Source organism: Selenomonas ruminantium subsp. lactilytica TAM6421 (assembly GCF_000284095.1).
Lineage (GTDB): Bacteria > Bacillota > Negativicutes > Selenomonadales > Selenomonadaceae > Selenomonas_A > Selenomonas_A lactilytica.
Genome location: NC_017068.1, coordinates 63,562 through 80,075, shown reverse-complemented (window position 1 = coordinate 80,075; position 16,514 = coordinate 63,562). Strand labels below are relative to the sequence as shown.

12 protein-coding genes are annotated in these 16,514 nt (G+C 52.3%); 5 read left to right on the top strand and 7 right to left on the bottom strand.

Annotated features, from left to right (window positions below; translation table 11 throughout):
• Positions 1–27: 27 nt before the first annotated feature.
• From trkA to SELR_RS00340, 5 genes are all read right to left on the bottom strand, one after another.
• Positions 28–1,380 carry a Trk system potassium transporter TrkA gene (gene trkA / locus SELR_RS00360; protein WP_014423227.1) on the bottom strand — a complete coding sequence of 451 codons (1,353 nt, stop codon included), beginning with the start codon at positions 1,378–1,380 and terminating at the stop codon, positions 28–30.
• 228 nt (positions 1,381–1,608) lie between these two features.
• The gene (gene ldhH / locus SELR_RS00355) at positions 1,609–3,789 is read right to left on the bottom strand and encodes an L-lactate dehydrogenase (quinone) large subunit LdhH (protein WP_014423226.1); all 2,181 of its coding nucleotides are present in this window, start codon (positions 3,787–3,789) and stop codon (positions 1,609–1,611) included.
• Between the two features lie 2 nt (positions 3,790–3,791).
• Entirely contained in the window at positions 3,792–4,409 is a 618-nt protein-coding gene (locus SELR_RS00350) for a LutC/YkgG family protein (protein WP_014423225.1), read from the bottom strand.
• 167 nt (positions 4,410–4,576) lie between these two features.
• A complete protein-coding gene (locus SELR_RS00345; RefSeq protein ID WP_014423224.1) occupies positions 4,577–5,254 on the bottom strand; it encodes a FadR/GntR family transcriptional regulator in 678 nt (225 codons plus the stop codon).
• On the bottom strand, positions 5,254–6,762 hold the full coding sequence (locus tag SELR_RS00340) for a phosphohexomutase domain-containing protein (protein ID WP_014423223.1): 1,509 nt from the start codon (positions 6,760–6,762) through the stop codon (positions 5,254–5,256). The genes SELR_RS00345 and SELR_RS00340 overlap by 1 nt, the downstream gene beginning before the upstream one ends.
• A 591-nt stretch (positions 6,763–7,353) precedes the next feature.
• On the opposite strand from SELR_RS00340, the gene SELR_RS00335 reads away from it, so the two are divergent.
• Positions 7,354–8,829 carry an IS1182 family transposase gene (locus SELR_RS00335; protein ID WP_014423221.1) on the top strand — a complete coding sequence of 492 codons (1,476 nt, stop codon included), beginning with the start codon at positions 7,354–7,356 and terminating at the stop codon, positions 8,827–8,829.
• A 445-nt stretch (positions 8,830–9,274) separates the two neighbouring features.
• Here SELR_RS00335 and SELR_RS00330 read toward each other — a convergent pair whose 3' ends face one another.
• Positions 9,275–10,765, bottom strand: a complete 1,491-nt coding sequence (locus SELR_RS00330; RefSeq protein WP_014423220.1) for an L-fucose/L-arabinose isomerase family protein — start codon at positions 10,763–10,765, stop codon at positions 9,275–9,277.
• A gap of 283 nt (positions 10,766–11,048) precedes the next feature.
• Here SELR_RS00330 and xylB point away from each other — a divergent pair, with 283 nt between their 5' ends.
• From xylB to SELR_RS00310, 4 genes are all read left to right on the top strand, one after another.
• Positions 11,049–12,542 (top strand): xylulokinase, encoded by a 1,494-nt coding sequence (xylB, locus tag SELR_RS00325; RefSeq protein ID WP_014423219.1) that lies wholly within the window; start codon positions 11,049–11,051, stop codon positions 12,540–12,542.
• A 49-nt stretch (positions 12,543–12,591) separates the two neighbouring features.
• Complete coding sequence (locus SELR_RS00320; protein ID WP_014423218.1) at positions 12,592–14,007, top strand: sugar porter family MFS transporter; 1,416 nt, start codon at positions 12,592–12,594, stop codon at positions 14,005–14,007.
• 33 nt (positions 14,008–14,040) lie between these two features.
• A complete protein-coding gene (locus SELR_RS00315) occupies positions 14,041–14,664 on the top strand; it encodes a DUF4867 family protein (protein ID WP_014423217.1) in 624 nt (207 codons plus the stop codon).
• A gap of 100 nt (positions 14,665–14,764) precedes the next feature.
• Positions 14,765–15,772, top strand: coding sequence for a LacI family DNA-binding transcriptional regulator (locus SELR_RS00310; protein WP_231848093.1), 1,008 nt, complete (start codon positions 14,765–14,767; stop codon positions 15,770–15,772).
• Between the two features lie 60 nt (positions 15,773–15,832).
• Here the strand turns inward: SELR_RS00310 and SELR_RS00305 are convergent, their stop codons facing one another.
• Positions 15,833–16,489, bottom strand: coding sequence for a D-sedoheptulose-7-phosphate isomerase (locus SELR_RS00305; RefSeq protein ID WP_014423215.1), 657 nt, complete (start codon positions 16,487–16,489; stop codon positions 15,833–15,835).
• Between the last annotated feature and the right edge of the window lie 25 nt (positions 16,490–16,514).

Below are 16,514 nucleotides of genomic sequence, written 5' to 3'. Positions count from 1 at the left end.
ACGGTTCACAATCTCCCAGGCAAATGCCTATTCCTTCCCTTTGAAATACTTGATGACCTGCTGCGAAAACTTCGTCTGGATGAAGAGGATCGTGCTGTCCCCCGGCTGCAGTACCGTATGACCATTCGGGATGCCGGCCTCGCCGTTGCGTACATAGGCACAGACCAGGCATTCCCGGGGCAGTTTCACATCCATGAGCTTCTTGCCGGCCACCGGTGCGCCTTCCTGCACGATAACCTCTACGGCCTCGGCCTTGGCCCCCTCCAGCAGGGACACGGACACCACGCCACCACGGCGGGCGAAGGCCAGCACCTCACTGGCCGATAACAGGCGGGCCGACAGAACGATATCCACGCCGACTTTTTCCATGAGTTCCACATATTCATTGCGGGATACGCGCACGACGGTCTTCGTGCGGTTGCCGGACAGATGGCGGGCCAAAAGCGCCAGCATCAGGTTCAGCTTATCGTCTTCAGTCAGGCACACCACCACATCAGCATGGGCCACATCTTCCTCAACCAGCAGGTCGATATCCGTGCCATCACCACAGATGGCAATGCCGTTGTTGAGCACTCCCGCCATAAGCTGGCAGCGCTCCCGGTCCAGATCGATGACCTTGACATGTACACCCTGCCCATCCAGCTGCTGGGCCAAAGCCCGCCCCGCGCGGCCTGCACCGATGATCAACGCCCGATGCAGCTTGCGGGCATCACGCTGTACCAATTTCTGGCTGAATTTTTCAATCTCCTCGGGTATCCCAATGAAATAGGCATTATCCTGAGACTGGAAGCTGTCATCACCATGAGGGATGATCATGCGGTGATCCCGGAAGATCATCCCCGCCAGCACCCCTTTGGGCAGCTGGATATTTTTCAGCGGTTTCCCCACCAGCGGGGACTTGCGATGGATTTTCGTTTCAAACAGGCGGATCTTGCCATGGGCAAAATCTTCCACATCCAGGGCGGCTGGTGTCATCAGGATGCGATTGATTTCATTCGCGGTAATGAGTTCCGGATTCAGCATCACATCGATATCAAAGTTCTGCTTGAGATAATCCTTAGCCTCAGACATGAATTTCATGTCGCGAATGCGGGCAATGGTATGCTTGATGCCATGCTTCTTGGCCAGTACACAGGCCACCATGTTGACTTCATCGCTGGCAGTCACGGCAATCAGGATATCCGCATCCCGTACGTCCGGATCATCCATGGTAATCGGGCTGGCACCATTGGCGGCAATGGTCAGCACATCCAGCGTATTCTTCGCCGCCTCCAGCTGGCTTTCATCCTTATCGATAACCACCACATCAAACTGTTCCTTGGACAAAAGCTCGGCAATACTGTAGCCCAGCTTCCCGGCCCCTACCACGATGATACGCAAAATGACACCCTCCCCGCAAACAGATAAAATTCATACTTTTTTCATTTTATTATAACGCCAATGTTCCGCCTTTGTCGACAGGAAATCCCTCAGCATAAAACAAGCGGGAAAAGCCTGCTGTATAAAACAGTGAGTTCAGGCTTTTCCCGCTTGGATCAGGGGGCATCTTTATTTAATGGATTGACTTAGGGAAATGGCAATAACATGCCCCGGTTCAACATTTTTACATTATCGTTCCGCAATGCATTCTGCCAGGATATCGGCTACATGTTTGACGCGGACACTGGGATTCTGCTGGTTGAGGCCACCGCCGATCTGCATCATGCAGGCGGGGCAGGCTACAGCCACCGTATCGGCCTTGGTGTTGCCGATATTCTCCAGTTTGTCATGGAGTATCGGCTTGGAGATTTCGCTGTATTTCACACCGAAAGCACCCGCCATGCCGCAGCAGCGGTCGCTGTCCTTCATCTCCACGAAGTCAGCCCCCGTCATCTTGATGAGTTCCCGCGGCTGCTGCCAAACACCCAAACCGCGGCGCATATGACAGGAATCGTGATAGGTGATGCGGCTGCCGCGTTCAGCCTGCGGCAGGGTACGGCCCTGAGCCTTGTACTGCTCAGCCACGAAACTCGTGAACTCGCGGACCTTGCCGGCCACAGCTTCTGCTCTTGCTCTCCACTGCACATCATCCTTGAATAGCTCCTTATAAGTGCGCTCCAAGGTTTCCGCGCAGGTGGGGCAGGCACTGATGATCACATCTGCACCAGTAGCTTCCAGCGCCTCGATGTTCTGCTTGGCAATGACCTTGCCTGTATCCCGGTCACCCATGCCCAGCACCGGCTTGCCGCAGCAGGTCTGTTCCTGGGGATAGGTGACGGCGATATTGAGATCCTGCAGGACCTTGACCACAGATTCACCCGTATCCGGGAAGACAAAGTCCATATTACAGCCGCTGAAGAACGCTGCCGTCATCACAGGATTCTTAGGATTATGCTTGCACAGATCCTCCGTCCTGTCACGCAAAGGCTTGGCCGCAATTGCCGGTAGGCTTCTGCCATCTGTCATGCCAGAGAAGAACAAAGGCAGATGGCGGATGAACTTGCCGGACTGCACGGGCTTCTGAGCCACGGAGCCGATGCGCAGGAGAGAGTGGAACACCTTGCGGTGTGTAAGGATATGTTGGAATGCGGTTTTTTCCGGCATGGAAAGACCATATTTCTTCACATACCGTGCCCGCAATTCGTCGATGAGATCCGGGATGGGAATTTCACCCGGGCAGATGGTGGTGCACTGACGGCAGCCAATGCAGAGATCGCTGAACTTGGAGAAGGCCTCCATATTGCCCAGAAGCCCTGTCAGGATGGCACCGATGCCGCCGGAATAGATATGACCGTAAACATGGCCGCCCACCATGCGCCAGATGGGGCAGACATTGAGGCAGGATGCGCAGCGCACGCACTGATAGACCTGTTTCATCTTGGGATCCTTGGCTGCTGCGAGACGCCCGTTATCCAGCAGGATCACATACTGCTTGCGGTTCTCTTCCACCCATTTGCCATCTTTCTTGTAGATGATGGGGGTTGGGCCGGACACCATGGTCATATAGCTGGTCATGCGCTGGCAGGTGCCGTTGCGGGGCAGCAGGCGCAGGATCTTGGCTGCATCCTTGACCTTCGGGATTAATTTTTCATAGCCGATCAGCACCACATGGATCTTCGGCGTAGTGGTGACCAGACGGGCATTGCCTTCATTGGTCACCAGACCGATGGCACCGTTTTCGGCGATACCGAAGTTGGCCCCTGTGATGCCCAGGTCCGCATGCAGGAATTCCTCCCGCAGCACACGGCGGGCCGTATGGATCATATAGGAGATATCGCTGGGCACCTCCTCGTGCAGTTCCTGTTCGAAGAAACCAGCGCACTGTTCCTTGTTCAGATGGATAGCCGGCATAACCATATGGGAAGGTTTCTGCCCGGCAACGGAAAGCATCCATTCGCCCAGATCTGTCTCCCTTACATGCAGGCCAGCATTTTCCAAGGCACCATTGAGCTTGATTTCCTCGGTGGCCATGGATTTGGATTTGACGATGCGCTGCACGCCGTTTTCCTCGCAGATCTGCAGCAGGATCTTCTTGACTTCATCCCCATCGGCCGCCCGGAACACCTTGCCGCCGCGTTCCTCGACAGAATGCTGGAACTCGTCAGCCAACGCATCAATATGGTCAACGGCCCAGCGCTTCATGGTGCGCAGGTCATCCCGCAGGTCATCGATGCTGTCCACATTGGCATAGGCTTTGAGGCGGGCCATGGGATATTCGGAGGTGAATTTAGCCAAAGCCCCCTGCATGACATTATCGTCAAGTTTATTATGGATTTCCTTGCGGATATTGCGTTTTTCCTTTACAGCCATGATCAAGCCCTCCTCTGTGCTGGTTCATCAACGGCAATCACGATAAAGCGGCCGGGGCCATGTACCCCGAGGCTCAGTACGCGTTCAATGTCTGCCGTGCGGGACGGGCCAGTGATAAAGCCCATATAGCCCTTCTTGTAAACCTTGGCAATCACCCGGAAGGCTGTGTCGATGTTCTTCACCATATGGTCAGCCTGCAGGAAAACAATATGTGTCGGAGGCAGCATGCCTGTAACCCGGGACTCGTAGGAGGCTGTATCCACACAGACGCTGCCGCTCTCCCCTACGCCGAATTCTGCTGTGGAAATGCCAAGATCCGCCTGCGGTGCATGTTCAGCAATGTCAAATTTATCCGTATAGACCGTGCGGCCATTGCTCTGCAGATGCTGATACATCATACCTAAACGCGGATTTTCTTCCCCACCTACAGCCAGAATTTCCTTGGCCTCCATATCTTTCACCAGTCCCTGCAGAAGCTGCTCAGCTTCCTGCCAGGTACCGGCATGGATCAGCTCTGTGGCCGCCGCCTTGGTATTCTCGGCGAATTCGTCCCAGTATTTACCGCTGACCAGCTGCTCATCAAATGCTTTTGCCGGCCAATCTGCACATACTTTTTCCATAAAGGCTCCCCCTTTTAGATAAAACCACTCTCCTATAATACCTATAAATTCATCATATGACTATTATATATTTATTTTCTGAAAATGTCAACTTTTCAATATAGGTATACATAAAAAAGAGAGTCAATGACGCTTAACAGTCAATGACTCCCAGTTAGCTTTACTATTTATTTCATATTTTCCCGCACAAACTCCCGCAGGAGAAGCAAATGCATCGTCATGAAGCTGCCCGCATCTTCAATGACTCCATCATTGATTGCCTGGGCAATCTTGCGATGATAATGCACGGTATTGCTGTCACGCTGGGCATCCTTGGTGACTTCGATATTCTTGGCAATGGATGTATTGAGGATATACGTAAGATTCCCGAACCCCCGGTTACCGCTGGCCTCAGCGATCAGGCGATGGAAGCGGGCATCAGCGGCAATATAGGATTCGCCGGCCTTGATGCAGCGTTCCACCTCATCGGCCTGAGCCATTATCTCTTTTTTTTGCTCCGGCGTCGCCTGACTTGCCGCCATCTTAGCCACATGGGGCTCAAACTGCAGGCGCACATCCAGCATATCCACCACCATCTCATTATCATCGTAGATAAAGGTCAGCCCTAGGGGATCATCGGGAATGCCCCGCTTAGGAGAAACAAAGGATCCTGCCCCCTGGCGGATATCCAGGATATTCCTGGCCGCCAACAGCTTTATCCCTTCCCGCAGCGTGCCTCTGCCTACCCCTAGTTTTTCCATGAACACCGGTTCTGTGGGCAGCTTGTCTCCGGGCATCAATTTGTTATCGATTATATAGCGGATGATCGTCTGTGCCGTTGCCTCCGCCAGTGTTGCTTTAGCCATTATTTCTCAAACACGCTCAGATCCAGGCTGTTGAAGCCGGAGAGCAACTCCTTTACTTGATCAGCGATAACCTGTACACCGCCAGCTTTGCGGCTTTCCACATTCAGCGGCATATTGGGATCATGCAGGGACATGCGCAACAGTGCCCAGCCGTCCGGGAATACCAGCCGCACGCCTTCATAGGAAGGCTTGGCAATCTTGATGCCTGCTTCCACGGCACGTTCCTCGAAGGTCTTGAGCACGCCTTCACCATAAGCGCGGAAGTTTTCCTCGCCCTTGATTTTCAGGCGGAATTCCTGCCCTTCCACAGGCTCGCCCAAACGTGCCACCAAGTCAGACAATTTCTTCCCCTTTGCCCGGGCCTTGGCAGCGGCGATCAACAGCTTCACAGCCAGATAAGCGCCGTCATCGAGATAATAGTTCTCGGACAGGGCACCATGGCCGGATGTCTCGATGGCCAGCGGCGAAACCGTGCCCGCCTTGTTCTGGCGGATGCATTCGTCAATGACATTCTTGTAGCCACGCATATAACGCAGATGCTTGAGCCCCAGTTCTTTTTCCAGGAAGACAGTCAGTTCATCGCTGGTCACGGAGTCCGTGATGATGGTGCTGCCCGGATAGTCCGGAGCCAAAATGGCAGCCATCATGGCAATCAGGGCATTGCGGCTGATTTCCTTGCCATTTTTCAGCACGGCGCTCATGCGGTCAACGTCCGTATCAAAGATCAGGCCCAGATCAGCGTGGCTGTCCAGCACTGCTTTCTTGATAGCAGCCATGGCCTGCTTGTTCTCCGGATTGGGGATATGGTTGGGGAAGTTGCCGTCCGGTTCCAGGAACACACTGCCGGAAGTATCGGCACCCAAACGCCCCAGCACCTGCGAAGCAAAGAAGCCGCCTGCGCCGTTACCGGCATCCACCACAACATGCATGCCCTTAAGGGGTTCATTCTCCCCGCCCAGAGCCTGACGGATCTTCTTGCGCAGATGATGGCCATAGCGCTCGATCAGGTCATATTTCTGTACTTTCGTCAGATCCCCTTCCACCACAGGGTTACGGGAGGCATTTTTCAGGATGGTGATGACTTCATCATGTTCCACGCCACCATCTTTGGTGAAGAATTTCAGGCCATTGCGGTTATAGGGCAAATGGCTGGCTGTGATCATGATGGAACCATCCATCTTGGTTTCGGGGAACACGATGGACATGAACATGGCCGGCGTAGAAGCCATGCCGCAGTCCACTGCCACAACCCCGGCAGACGTCAGGGCGTTCAGCACGGCTTTCTTCAGCTCTCCGGCAGACAGGCGGGAATCATGCCCCACCGCAATGCGCAGGTCCTTTTTCTTCTTGCCGAGCTTTTCAGCCAGAAAATCCAGGAAACCGCTGGTGATGACATTGGCAGCTTCCACGCTCAAGGTCACCGGTTCATCAGGCACTCCTTCAATGGCTACGCCGCGCACATCGCTGCCGTTAGCCAGTTTCATCAGATTTTTTTCTGGAATAATCATAGATATATGCCTCCCTTAATGGTTTTCATCCAATATTATATCATTATTTCGCCACAGAATGGACTTTTTCCTGCCTAAAAACACGCCCCAAAAACTGTTATCATTTCTTCACACCGATAAATTGCAGTTTGTAGGTGCGAGCCTGAACACATTTGTTACAGATCAGTGGGGCGGCGGTGGGAATACTTTTTCGCCGCTTCACTAAATGTCCCGCCAGCAGAAGTACGTATCTTCCAGTAACCTGCGCCGGGCAAGTCCGGCGGCGCGTCCATCAACGAAGTATCCAGCACATGCTGTTTGCGGGCCAGCCTTCACTTCGTTCAGGCAGTCGTTCCGCCGGCGGAAAAGCATCCCCACCGCCACCCAGAGTTACGTTTGTCAATGCTGCTATGTTTCGGCTGGAGGATACAAGTACATCGATGTTCTTGCTACAGGAGAAACGGTTCGTGCCGATTGCCAAAAACGTGGCTGGGGGCGAACGAGGCCACTGAAAAAGTCTATATATAACGATAACCGTGGATGGATGTGATGAAATTCGCATTCATCCACGGTTTCTAGTATAATGGAGCCATCAACACTTGGAGGTTCAACATGTTACGGAATAGCCAGCAACTCAAGCTTAGTGAATTTACAGCCATCTATGATCGTCTCATTCCCAAAAATCATTTTCTGCGAAAATTTAATACGCTTGTAGATTTTTCTTTCATTCAAGATGAACTGGAGCATAAATATTGCCTGGATAATGGCCGTAATGCTCTTTCTCCCATAATGCTGTTCAAATATCTGCTGTTAAAGGTTATCTACAATATGTCGGATTCCGATTTAGTTGAACGTAGCCGATATGATATGTCATTTAAATATTTTCTGGGACTCCGCCCTGAAGATGAAGTAATCCACCCTTCTACCTTAACCAAATTTCGTAAACTCCGCTTACAAGATGAGAATATTCTGGATTTGTTACTCAAGAAAAGTATCCAAATTGCTTTGGAGAACAAAGTAATCAAGAGCAAACGAATTATTGTAGATGCTACGCATACTAAGGCTCGCTATAACCAGAAATCTGCCTATGAGCGGTTGTTGGAACAAGCCAAGCTATTGCGCAAGACGGTTTACCAGACAGATTCTCCCCAAAAGAAAGAAAGGTTTCCCAAGAAAGTAGAAAATGGCTCACTGGTGGATGCGCTGGAATATTGCCGACAGTTAATCAATACAATAGAAAATGACAGCCAGATGGCAGAAATGCCTGCCATACAGGAGAGGCTGAACTTGCTCAAAGAAACGGTCGAAGACCATGCAGAACATTTGGCCACTTCCAAAGATGAGGACGCCCGAATCGGGCATAAAACAGCAGATACATCCTTCTTTGGCTATAAGACACATATTGCCATGACCGATGAACGGCTGATTACAGCTGCAGTAGTAACCAGTGGCGAGCGCAGTGACGGGGAACAATTAAGAACATTAGTTGAAAAAACCAGAGCAGCCGGACTGGAAGTGCAGAGTGTCATCGGTGATACCGCATACTCCGGCAAAGAAAATCTTAAATTTGCTGAATCGAAAGATGCGCCAGAAAAATCCTTTGAACTGATTGCCAAATTGAATCCTGTTATATCCAACGGCTCCCGTGTTGAAGGCAGCAATGGTTTTTCTTTCAACAAGGATGCGGGAATGTTCGTATGCCCTGAAGGGCATATGGCCATCCGCAAAGCAAGAACTGGACGCAAAAACAATAGAACAAATCAAAGAATGAGCTATTATTTTGACATTGAGAAATGTAAGCAATGCCCACATTGTGGAACCTGTTATAAAGAAGGTGCCAAAAGCAAGATTTATTCCGTTACGATAAAATGCGATTTACACAAGAAACAACAGGAGTTTCAGGAAACAGAATATTTTAAGGAACAGGCTAGAAAGCGTTATATGATAGAAGCTAAAAATAGTGAGATTAAACACAGGCATGGGTATGACATAGCGTCATCCGCAGGCCTGATTGGTATGGAATTACAAGGAGCCCTAACGCTTTTTGTAACAAATATGAAACGAATTGTGAAAATGATGGAGAAATAAAGCCCTAATAACGGGGGAGATATACAAAATCGTCGCAGAATGATGATAAAAATATCATTCTGCGACGATTTTTTTTGTGGATAATTTGCCAGTCGTATGAAATGGATAGTTTTTCAGTGGCCTCGGGGCGAACGGGGGAGTGCTTTTTCTGTGGGAGCGACTGTCTGAGCGCAGCGAAGACCGGCCCGAGGCAGGCAGTTACCAGAAAGCACGCTGAAAGACGCGCCGCCGGTCTTGCCCGGCGCCATCTGGCTAAACAGCTCTAAAATTGCCGAGAGGGTCGTTTTAGCGGAAACAGAAAAAGTACTCCCCCGTGAACCCCTGACTGGGTATGAACGGAAAACCTTTAGCACGAACCTGCCAATAAACTGCAATTTGAAAAAGTCCGTTGACACTTTCTGTCAGCGGACTTTTTGTCTGTCAGGAAATAACGCCCTGTATTACCTTAGGCGAACGGATTTTCTGTTGGATAGAGCATGCCTTTCGGCTGGTTGAAGGAAATATCCCCAATGCCCAGATAGTTGAAGATGGAATACAGGCTCTTGCCGAAATGGCCGAAAGCCACAGCGCCATGATGCGGGAAGCGTTTCTCGATCAGCACATGACGATAGAAGCGGCCCATTTCCGGGATGGCGAAGATGCCGATACCGCCGAAGGAATTCGTAGCTGCCGGCAGGATCTCGCCTTGGGCAATATAAGCCTTGAGCTGTCCGTCGGAGGTGCTCTGCAGACGGAAGAACGTGATATCCCCATCGGCAATATCGCCTTCCAGCGTGCCACGGGTGAAGTCCGGCGTACCGCCATTCTCCAGCAGACGGTTCTGGATCAACTGATATTTCACGCCGCCCTTGCGCAGTTTGCAGAGCGGTGTATTGCCGCAATGAAAGCCCATGAAGGTATCTTCGAGCTGGTACTTGCCACCGGGCTGGATGGATTCTTCATACATATCCTTCGGCACGGAGTTATTGATATCCAAAAGCGTAACCGCATCCCCGCTGACGCAGAGGCCGATGTATTCGCTGAGGGCACCATAGATATCCACTTCGCAGGATACCGGGATGCCGCGGCTGACCATACGGCTGTTGACATAGCAGGGCTCAAAACCGAATTCCTTCGGGAATGCCGGCCAGCATTTATCTGCAAAGGCCACATATTTGCGGGCACCTTTGTGTTCTTCGGCCCAATCCAGCAAGGTCAGTTCAAACTGAGCCATACGGGGCAGCATCTCCGGATAGGGATTGCCTTCCTGCCCCAGTTCCTTGGCCATGTCCTCAGCCACTTCCTTGATGCGCGGGTCATCTTTATGAGCACGGTAAGCTACCAAGAGATCCAGCTCCGAATTTTCCTCGATTTCCACACCGAGATCATAAAGCGGCTGAATCGGGGCATTGCAGGCAAAGAAATCCTGCGGACGCGGGCCGAAGGTGATGATCTTGAGATCCTTGAGGCCCAGCAAAGTGCGGGCAACTGGCTGGAATTCGGCAATCATCTTTGCCAAATCCTCTGCCGTGCCCACCGGATATTCCGGGATGAAGGCTTTCAGATGACGCAGGCCTAAATTATAGGAACAATTCAGCATGCCGCAATAAGCATCGCCACGGCCATTGATGAGGTTCTTGCCCGTTTCCTCAGCCGCAGCCACATACATCACCGGGCCGTCAAATTCTTTGGCAATCAAAGTTTCCGGCGTTTCCGGGCCAAAGTTGCCCAGGAATACCGCCAGGGCATTACAGCCCGCATCTTTTGCTTCCTGCACCGCTGCCAGCATATCTTTTTCATTCTCTACCGTCTTCTGCACTTCGTACAGCTGGCCATAGTTCTTATTATAAGCTTCGACAATCGCATGACGGCGGTTTTCCGACAAGGAAATGATGAAGCAGTCACGGCTGACCGAGATGATACCACATTTGACATTGGGAATGTTGCTCATAGACATGATAAAGCGCTCCTTTGTTTTACATCATATTTGCGTGCTCAAGCACGCTCATTACATGCAAAGCATAACACTCTCCCACCAGTTTGTCAATCGTTTTATTTTGTTTTTTATTACCGCGCTAAAAATTATGTCATGTTTTATATTATTAGTGTGTTGTTGTTTGCTCATTGGGAAAATAAAAAATTGTCACACAAAGGGTATTGCGTATTGTTTCCTCCTGTGCTATATTGATTACTGTGAGTTGCGTACATAAGCACGCAAAAGTTTTAGGGGAGGCTTGAAAATGAACTATTTGCTCGGTGTGGATATCGGTACCTCCGCCACCAAGACGGTATTGTTTGATGAAGAATGCCATGTGGTGACCGAGGCATCCGCAGAATATCCTCTGTATCAGCCCCAGAACGGCTGGGCAGAACAAAATCCCAAAGACTGGTCGGCCGCTGCCGTCAGCACGATCCGCGAAGTACTGGCCAAGGCTCAGATCGATCCGGCTGCTGTCAAGGGCGTCGGCTTATCCGGCCAGATGCATGGCCTGGTGATGCTCGATGAGGCGAACGAGGTCATCCGCCCGTCCATTATCTGGTGCGACCAGCGCACGGCGGCGGAATGTGCAGAGATAACGGCCAAGATTGGCAGAGAGCGGCTCATTGAGATCACCGCCAATCCAGCCCTGACCGGCTTCACCGCATCCAAGATCCTCTGGGTGCGCAATCATGAACCGGAAAATTACCGGCGCTGCCGCCATATCCTGCTGCCTAAGGATTATGTGCGCTTCTGCATGACCGGCGACTATGCTACGGAAGTTTCCGATGCCAGCGGCATGCAGCTGCTCGATGTGCCAAAGCGTCAGTGGTCGGATGAGATTTTGGAAAAGCTTGCTATCGACAAGGCTTTGCTGCCAAAAGTATACGAATCCCCTGAGGCTACCGGCCATATCAGCGCCGAGTTCGCCCAACTGACCGGCCTGACGACGGACTGCGTGGTAGCTGGCGGTGCTGGAGACAATGCAGCCGCAGCCGTGGGCACTGGCGTCGTGGAAGACGGCAAGGCCTTCACGACAATCGGCACCAGCGGCGTGGTCTTCGCCCATACCAGCGAGCCCCGCATCGACCCGCAGGGCCGCGTACATACCTTCTGCTGTGCCGTGCCAGGCTGCTGGCATGTGATGGGGGTAACCCAGGCCGCCGGCCTTTCCCTCAAATGGTTCCGGGAGAACCTGGCGGAGAATATGGATTACAACGCCATCAACGAAGCCATCAACAGCGTGCCCAGAGGCAGCCGCCGGCTTCTCTACCTGCCCTATCTGATGGGCGAGCGCACCCCCCATCTCGATCCGGACTGCCGGGGTACATTCTTCGGTCTGTCCGCCATGCATAAACGGGCCGACATGCTGCGGGCCGTGATGGAAGGCGTCAGCTATTCCCTGCGGGATTGCTGGGATATTCTCAAAGAGATGGACGTGGAAGTCACGGATATGATGGCCTGCGGCGGCGGCAGCAAGAGCCCCATCTGGCGGCAGATGCTGGCCGATATGTATGACTGCCCGGTAAAAACCGGCAGCGAGGCTGGCGGCCCGGCTTTGGGCGTAGCGATCCTGGCTGGCGTAGCAGCAGGCATCTTCACCGATGTGCCCAGCGCCTGCCGCAAATACATCAGTACCACAGCCGTATGCCAGCCGGAAACGGATGCGCATCAATATTACGAACGCGGCCATCAGCTTTACCAAAAACTCTATCAGCAGCTTAAAAGCTGCTATCAGGAATTGTCCTTGTTATAACCTGTTTCCTTATACTATTTCCTAAATAAGAAAGGATGTTGGTGTTATTATGGAGAGCATTTCAGTACACGCCCCCAATGAGGCTATGGAAAAGCGGGCTTCCCGCTTGAAGGTTTTCATCTATTTTGCCGCTGGTATGGCCGGGCTTTTGTTTGGTCTTGACCAGGGTGTTATTTCCGGTGCACTGCCCTTCATCAGTCAGGAGTGGAACCTCAGCAGCAGTGCCCAGGAATGGGTGGTCAGTTCCATGATGGTGGGCGCCGCTGCTGGTGCCATCGCTGCTTCCTTCCTGGCCAAGCAGATTGGCCGCAAGAAGAGCCTGATGATTGGTGCCGCCCTGTTCATTGTCGGTTCCCTTGGTTCCGGACTGGCCGGCAGTGTGGATCTGCTGATCATTTCCCGTCTGGTATTAGGCTTATCCGTAGGTATTGCCTCCTACACGGCGCCACTTTATCTGGCTGAAATGGCAGATAAAGATGCCCGCGGCAAGGTGATTTCCGGCTATCAGCTGATGGTTACCGTTGGTATCCTGGCCGCCTTCCTGTCCGATACGGCCTTCAGCTATACGGGCAACTGGCGCATGATGCTGATGGTCATCGCCATTCCGGCAGTGGTGCTGATCATGACAGTCATCAAATTGCCGGACAGCCCGCGTTGGCTGGCAGCCGTTGGCCGTACAGACGAAGCGGACGAAGTAATCAAGAGCCTGAATCCTGATCCCAAGGCCGCCGATGAAGAAATGGCCGATATCAAGGAATCCCTGAAGGTGAAACAGGCTGGCTGGCAGCTCTTCAAGACCAACAGCAATGTACGCAGAGCCGTATTCTTGGGCGTGCTCCTGCAGGCCATGCAGCAGTTCACCGGTTTCAACGTCATCATGTATTATTCGCCGAAGATCCTGAGCCTGGCCGGATTCTCCACGACAGAGGAACAGATGATCGGCACAGTTATCAATGGTATTGTATTCACCTTATCCACCTTTATCGCCATTTGGATGGTGGATAAGTCCGGCCGTAAACCGGCCCTGAAAGTCGGCTTCGGCGTCATGGCTGCTTCCATGGCCGTTGTGGGCTGGTGCATGTCCCTGCTGGAAAGCGGTGCGGCAGCCACCTGGGTATCCTATCTGGCCGCTGTCATGACCATGGTCAGCATTGCCGGGTTTGGCATGAGTGCCGGCCCCATCGTCTGGGTTCTCTGCTCCGAAATCCAGCCCCTCAAGAGCCGTGAATTCGGTATCGCCTGCTCCACCATGACCAACTGGATCACCTGCGCCATCGTCGGCGCCACCTTCCTTTCCTTGGTGGACACGCTGGGTTCTGCCCACACCTTCTGGCTCTATGCCCTGCTTAATGGCTTCTTCATCGCCCTGACCATGATGTATGTACCGGAAACCAAGAATGTTTCCTTGGAAAAAATCGAACATAATCTCCTTTCCGGTAAAAAATTGCGCAATATTGGTGTATAATATAAGTATTATGAATTATTTGAGGTGTTAATCATGAAAACAGTAATGGATGCAGAATTCCGCGCGTATGGCCGTGTCCTGGATGTGGATACCCAGGAATTTGTCGAAGCCATCAATGCCCACAAAGAAATCCCGGCAGGCGAAGTCGTCTACGAACCCTCCGTGGCAGAATTTGAGAAACTGCCCCTCTATAAGGAGATGACGGAATCCGTTTATGGTGACATGCCCGTGGAATTCGGCCATTGCAGCGGCTGGAACAAGACGTTGAACGCTCTGGAATACCACCGCAGCTCCGAAATCGACATTGCCGCTACCGATCTGGTCCTGATGCTGGGGCGCCAGCAGGATATCGATCCGGAAAATTACACCTACGACACGGCTAAAGTGGAATGCTTCAAGGTTCCCGCCGGCACAGCTGTGGAACTCTATGCCACCACCCTGCATTATGCCCCCTGCGGCGTGGATGGCCAGGAATTCCGCTGCGGCGTAGTTCTGCCCCGTCATACCAACGAAGAGCTGAAATCCCAGCCCGAAGCAAAAGGCGAAGATGAACTGCTCTTTGCCGTCAACAAATGGCTGATTGCCCATAAGGACAGCGGCCTGGAAAAAGAAGGCGCCTGGATTGGCCTGCAGGGCAAAAACTTAACGTTGGCTTAATGATAAGGGAGGCTGCTGATACAGCCTCCTTTGACGTTTATAAAAGAAACTGTTAAAATAACAGAAAAATTACGGGAATGCGGGTGGTAATATGGTCACGATGAAGAAAATCGCCGAAATCTGCGGGGTGTCCCGCGGGACAGTAGACAGGGCTTTGAATGGCCGGGGACGGGTAAGCGAGGAAACCGCGGAAAATATCCGCAACGTCGCCCGTCAGCTGGGCTATGAGCCAAATCCGGCCGGCAAAGCCCTGGCCGCCCGCAAGACGCGCCCCGTTATCGGTGTGATCATCCCCTCCGAGGGCAACCCCTTCTTTGCGGAAGTGCTGCGGGGTATGGAGGACGCGGCCCGAGAATACGAGATCTACGGCCTGCAGATCAAATATTACAAGCTCAAAGGCTATGATGTGGAACAGCAATTAAGCCTGCTGCAGCAGATTGCTCCGGAAATACAGGCCTTGGTCATCAACCCGGTCAATGATCCGTTGATTGCCGAACAAATCAACAAAATGATTGCCCAGGGGATCTTCGTGATCACCGTCAATAACGATATCGCCGGCACGAACCGCCATTGTTATGTGGGCAGCGATTACTACAACGGCGGCACCACCGCCTGCGCCCTGCTGGAAGCCCTGTTGGGGCAATCCGCCCGCATCGCCCTGGTTCTGGGCAACCGGAATGTACTCGGTCACCGACAGCGCCTGGAGGGCTTCCGGCATCGCACAGAACGCATCAACGACTTCCAGATTGTGGAAGTGCTGGAACATGAAGATGATGATATCTTAGCCTACGACGGCACCCGGCGGCTCCTGCAGGAACATCCGGAAATCAATGCCATCAGCATTCTGGCTGCCGGGGTCTATGGCACCTGCCGTGCCGTGATGCAGCTGCCGGAAGAAAAACGCCCCCTGGTCATTGCCTTTGATACAGTGCCCACCACCGTAGAGATGATGGAATTTGGCCTGATAAAAGCCACCATCTATCAGCACCCTTATCGGCAGGGCCATACAGCCATCAATAAGGCCTTTGAATTTCTCGTGCATGGCCGCCAGCCGGACAAAGACAGCTATATCTTCAAGAATGAGATCAAGCTGTTGGAAAACCTCTGAACGCAAAAACAGCGCTGAACAGGATACCATATCCCATTCAGCGCTGTTTTTTGCATTTCGTCATGCACCGAAAAATTCATTTTCCACGGCAATGCACAACATATGATATACCGGCAGATGCAGTTCCTGAATCTTAAAGGTTTCCGTTTCCGGCACGCAGATATTGATATCTGCCAGGCCACGAACCTTGATCTTGCCGCCGCTATGACCTAACAAGCCGATGGACTTCACGCCCTTGACCTTGGCCATTTCCAAAGCGTAGATCACATTGGTGCTGTTGCCGGAAGTGGAGATGGCCAACAGCACATCCCCCTCATCCCCCATGCCCAAAAGCTGCTGGGCAAAGGAAAGATCCGGCGCCTGGTCATTGGCAAACGCCGTATTCAGCGCCACCTGATTGACCATGGACAGAGCAGGCAAAGCCCCCTGCAGATTGTCAATGAGGTACTGGGCATCATCACCGCAGTGCTGACGGATCTTCTCTGCCAATTCCCCCTTGATCTCACGCTTGAGCAGGAACCCTTTCATAAGTTCCCCGACAATATGCTCCGAGTCAGAGGCACTGCCCCCATTGCCACAGGCAATCAGCTTATGCCCGCTGCGGTAGCTTTCACAGATAGCCTCCACAGCCGCCCGCAAATCATCCCGGCACTCCGCCATCTGCGGATAACGGATAATCAAATCTTCAACACATTTCAAAGTAGATTCTTTAACCAAAACAATACTCCTTTTACACTTCATC

What these genes read in the sequence shown, in the direction of transcription:
- ldhH (WP_014423226.1), bottom strand. Translation starts at nt 3,789, where the DNA reads ATGGCTGTAAAGGAAAAACGCAATATCCGCAAGGAAATCCATAATAAA.
- SELR_RS00320 (WP_014423218.1), top strand. Translation starts at nt 12,592, where the DNA reads ATGGAGAGCATTTCAGTACACGCCCCCAATGAGGCTATGGAAAAGCGG.
- SELR_RS00340 (WP_014423223.1), bottom strand. Translation starts at nt 6,762, where the DNA reads ATGATTATTCCAGAAAAAAATCTGATGAAACTGGCTAACGGCAGCGAT.
- SELR_RS00315 (WP_014423217.1), top strand. Translation starts at nt 14,041, where the DNA reads ATGAAAACAGTAATGGATGCAGAATTCCGCGCGTATGGCCGTGTCCTG.
- SELR_RS00335 (WP_014423221.1), top strand. Translation starts at nt 7,354, where the DNA reads ATGTTACGGAATAGCCAGCAACTCAAGCTTAGTGAATTTACAGCCATC.
- xylB (WP_014423219.1), top strand. Translation starts at nt 11,049, where the DNA reads ATGAACTATTTGCTCGGTGTGGATATCGGTACCTCCGCCACCAAGACG.
- SELR_RS00350 (WP_014423225.1), bottom strand. Translation starts at nt 4,409, where the DNA reads ATGGAAAAAGTATGTGCAGATTGGCCGGCAAAAGCATTTGATGAGCAG.
- SELR_RS00345 (WP_014423224.1), bottom strand. Translation starts at nt 5,254, where the DNA reads ATGGCTAAAGCAACACTGGCGGAGGCAACGGCACAGACGATCATCCGC.
- SELR_RS00330 (WP_014423220.1), bottom strand. Translation starts at nt 10,765, where the DNA reads ATGTCTATGAGCAACATTCCCAATGTCAAATGTGGTATCATCTCGGTC.
- SELR_RS00310 (WP_231848093.1), top strand. Translation starts at nt 14,765, where the DNA reads ATGAAGAAAATCGCCGAAATCTGCGGGGTGTCCCGCGGGACAGTAGAC.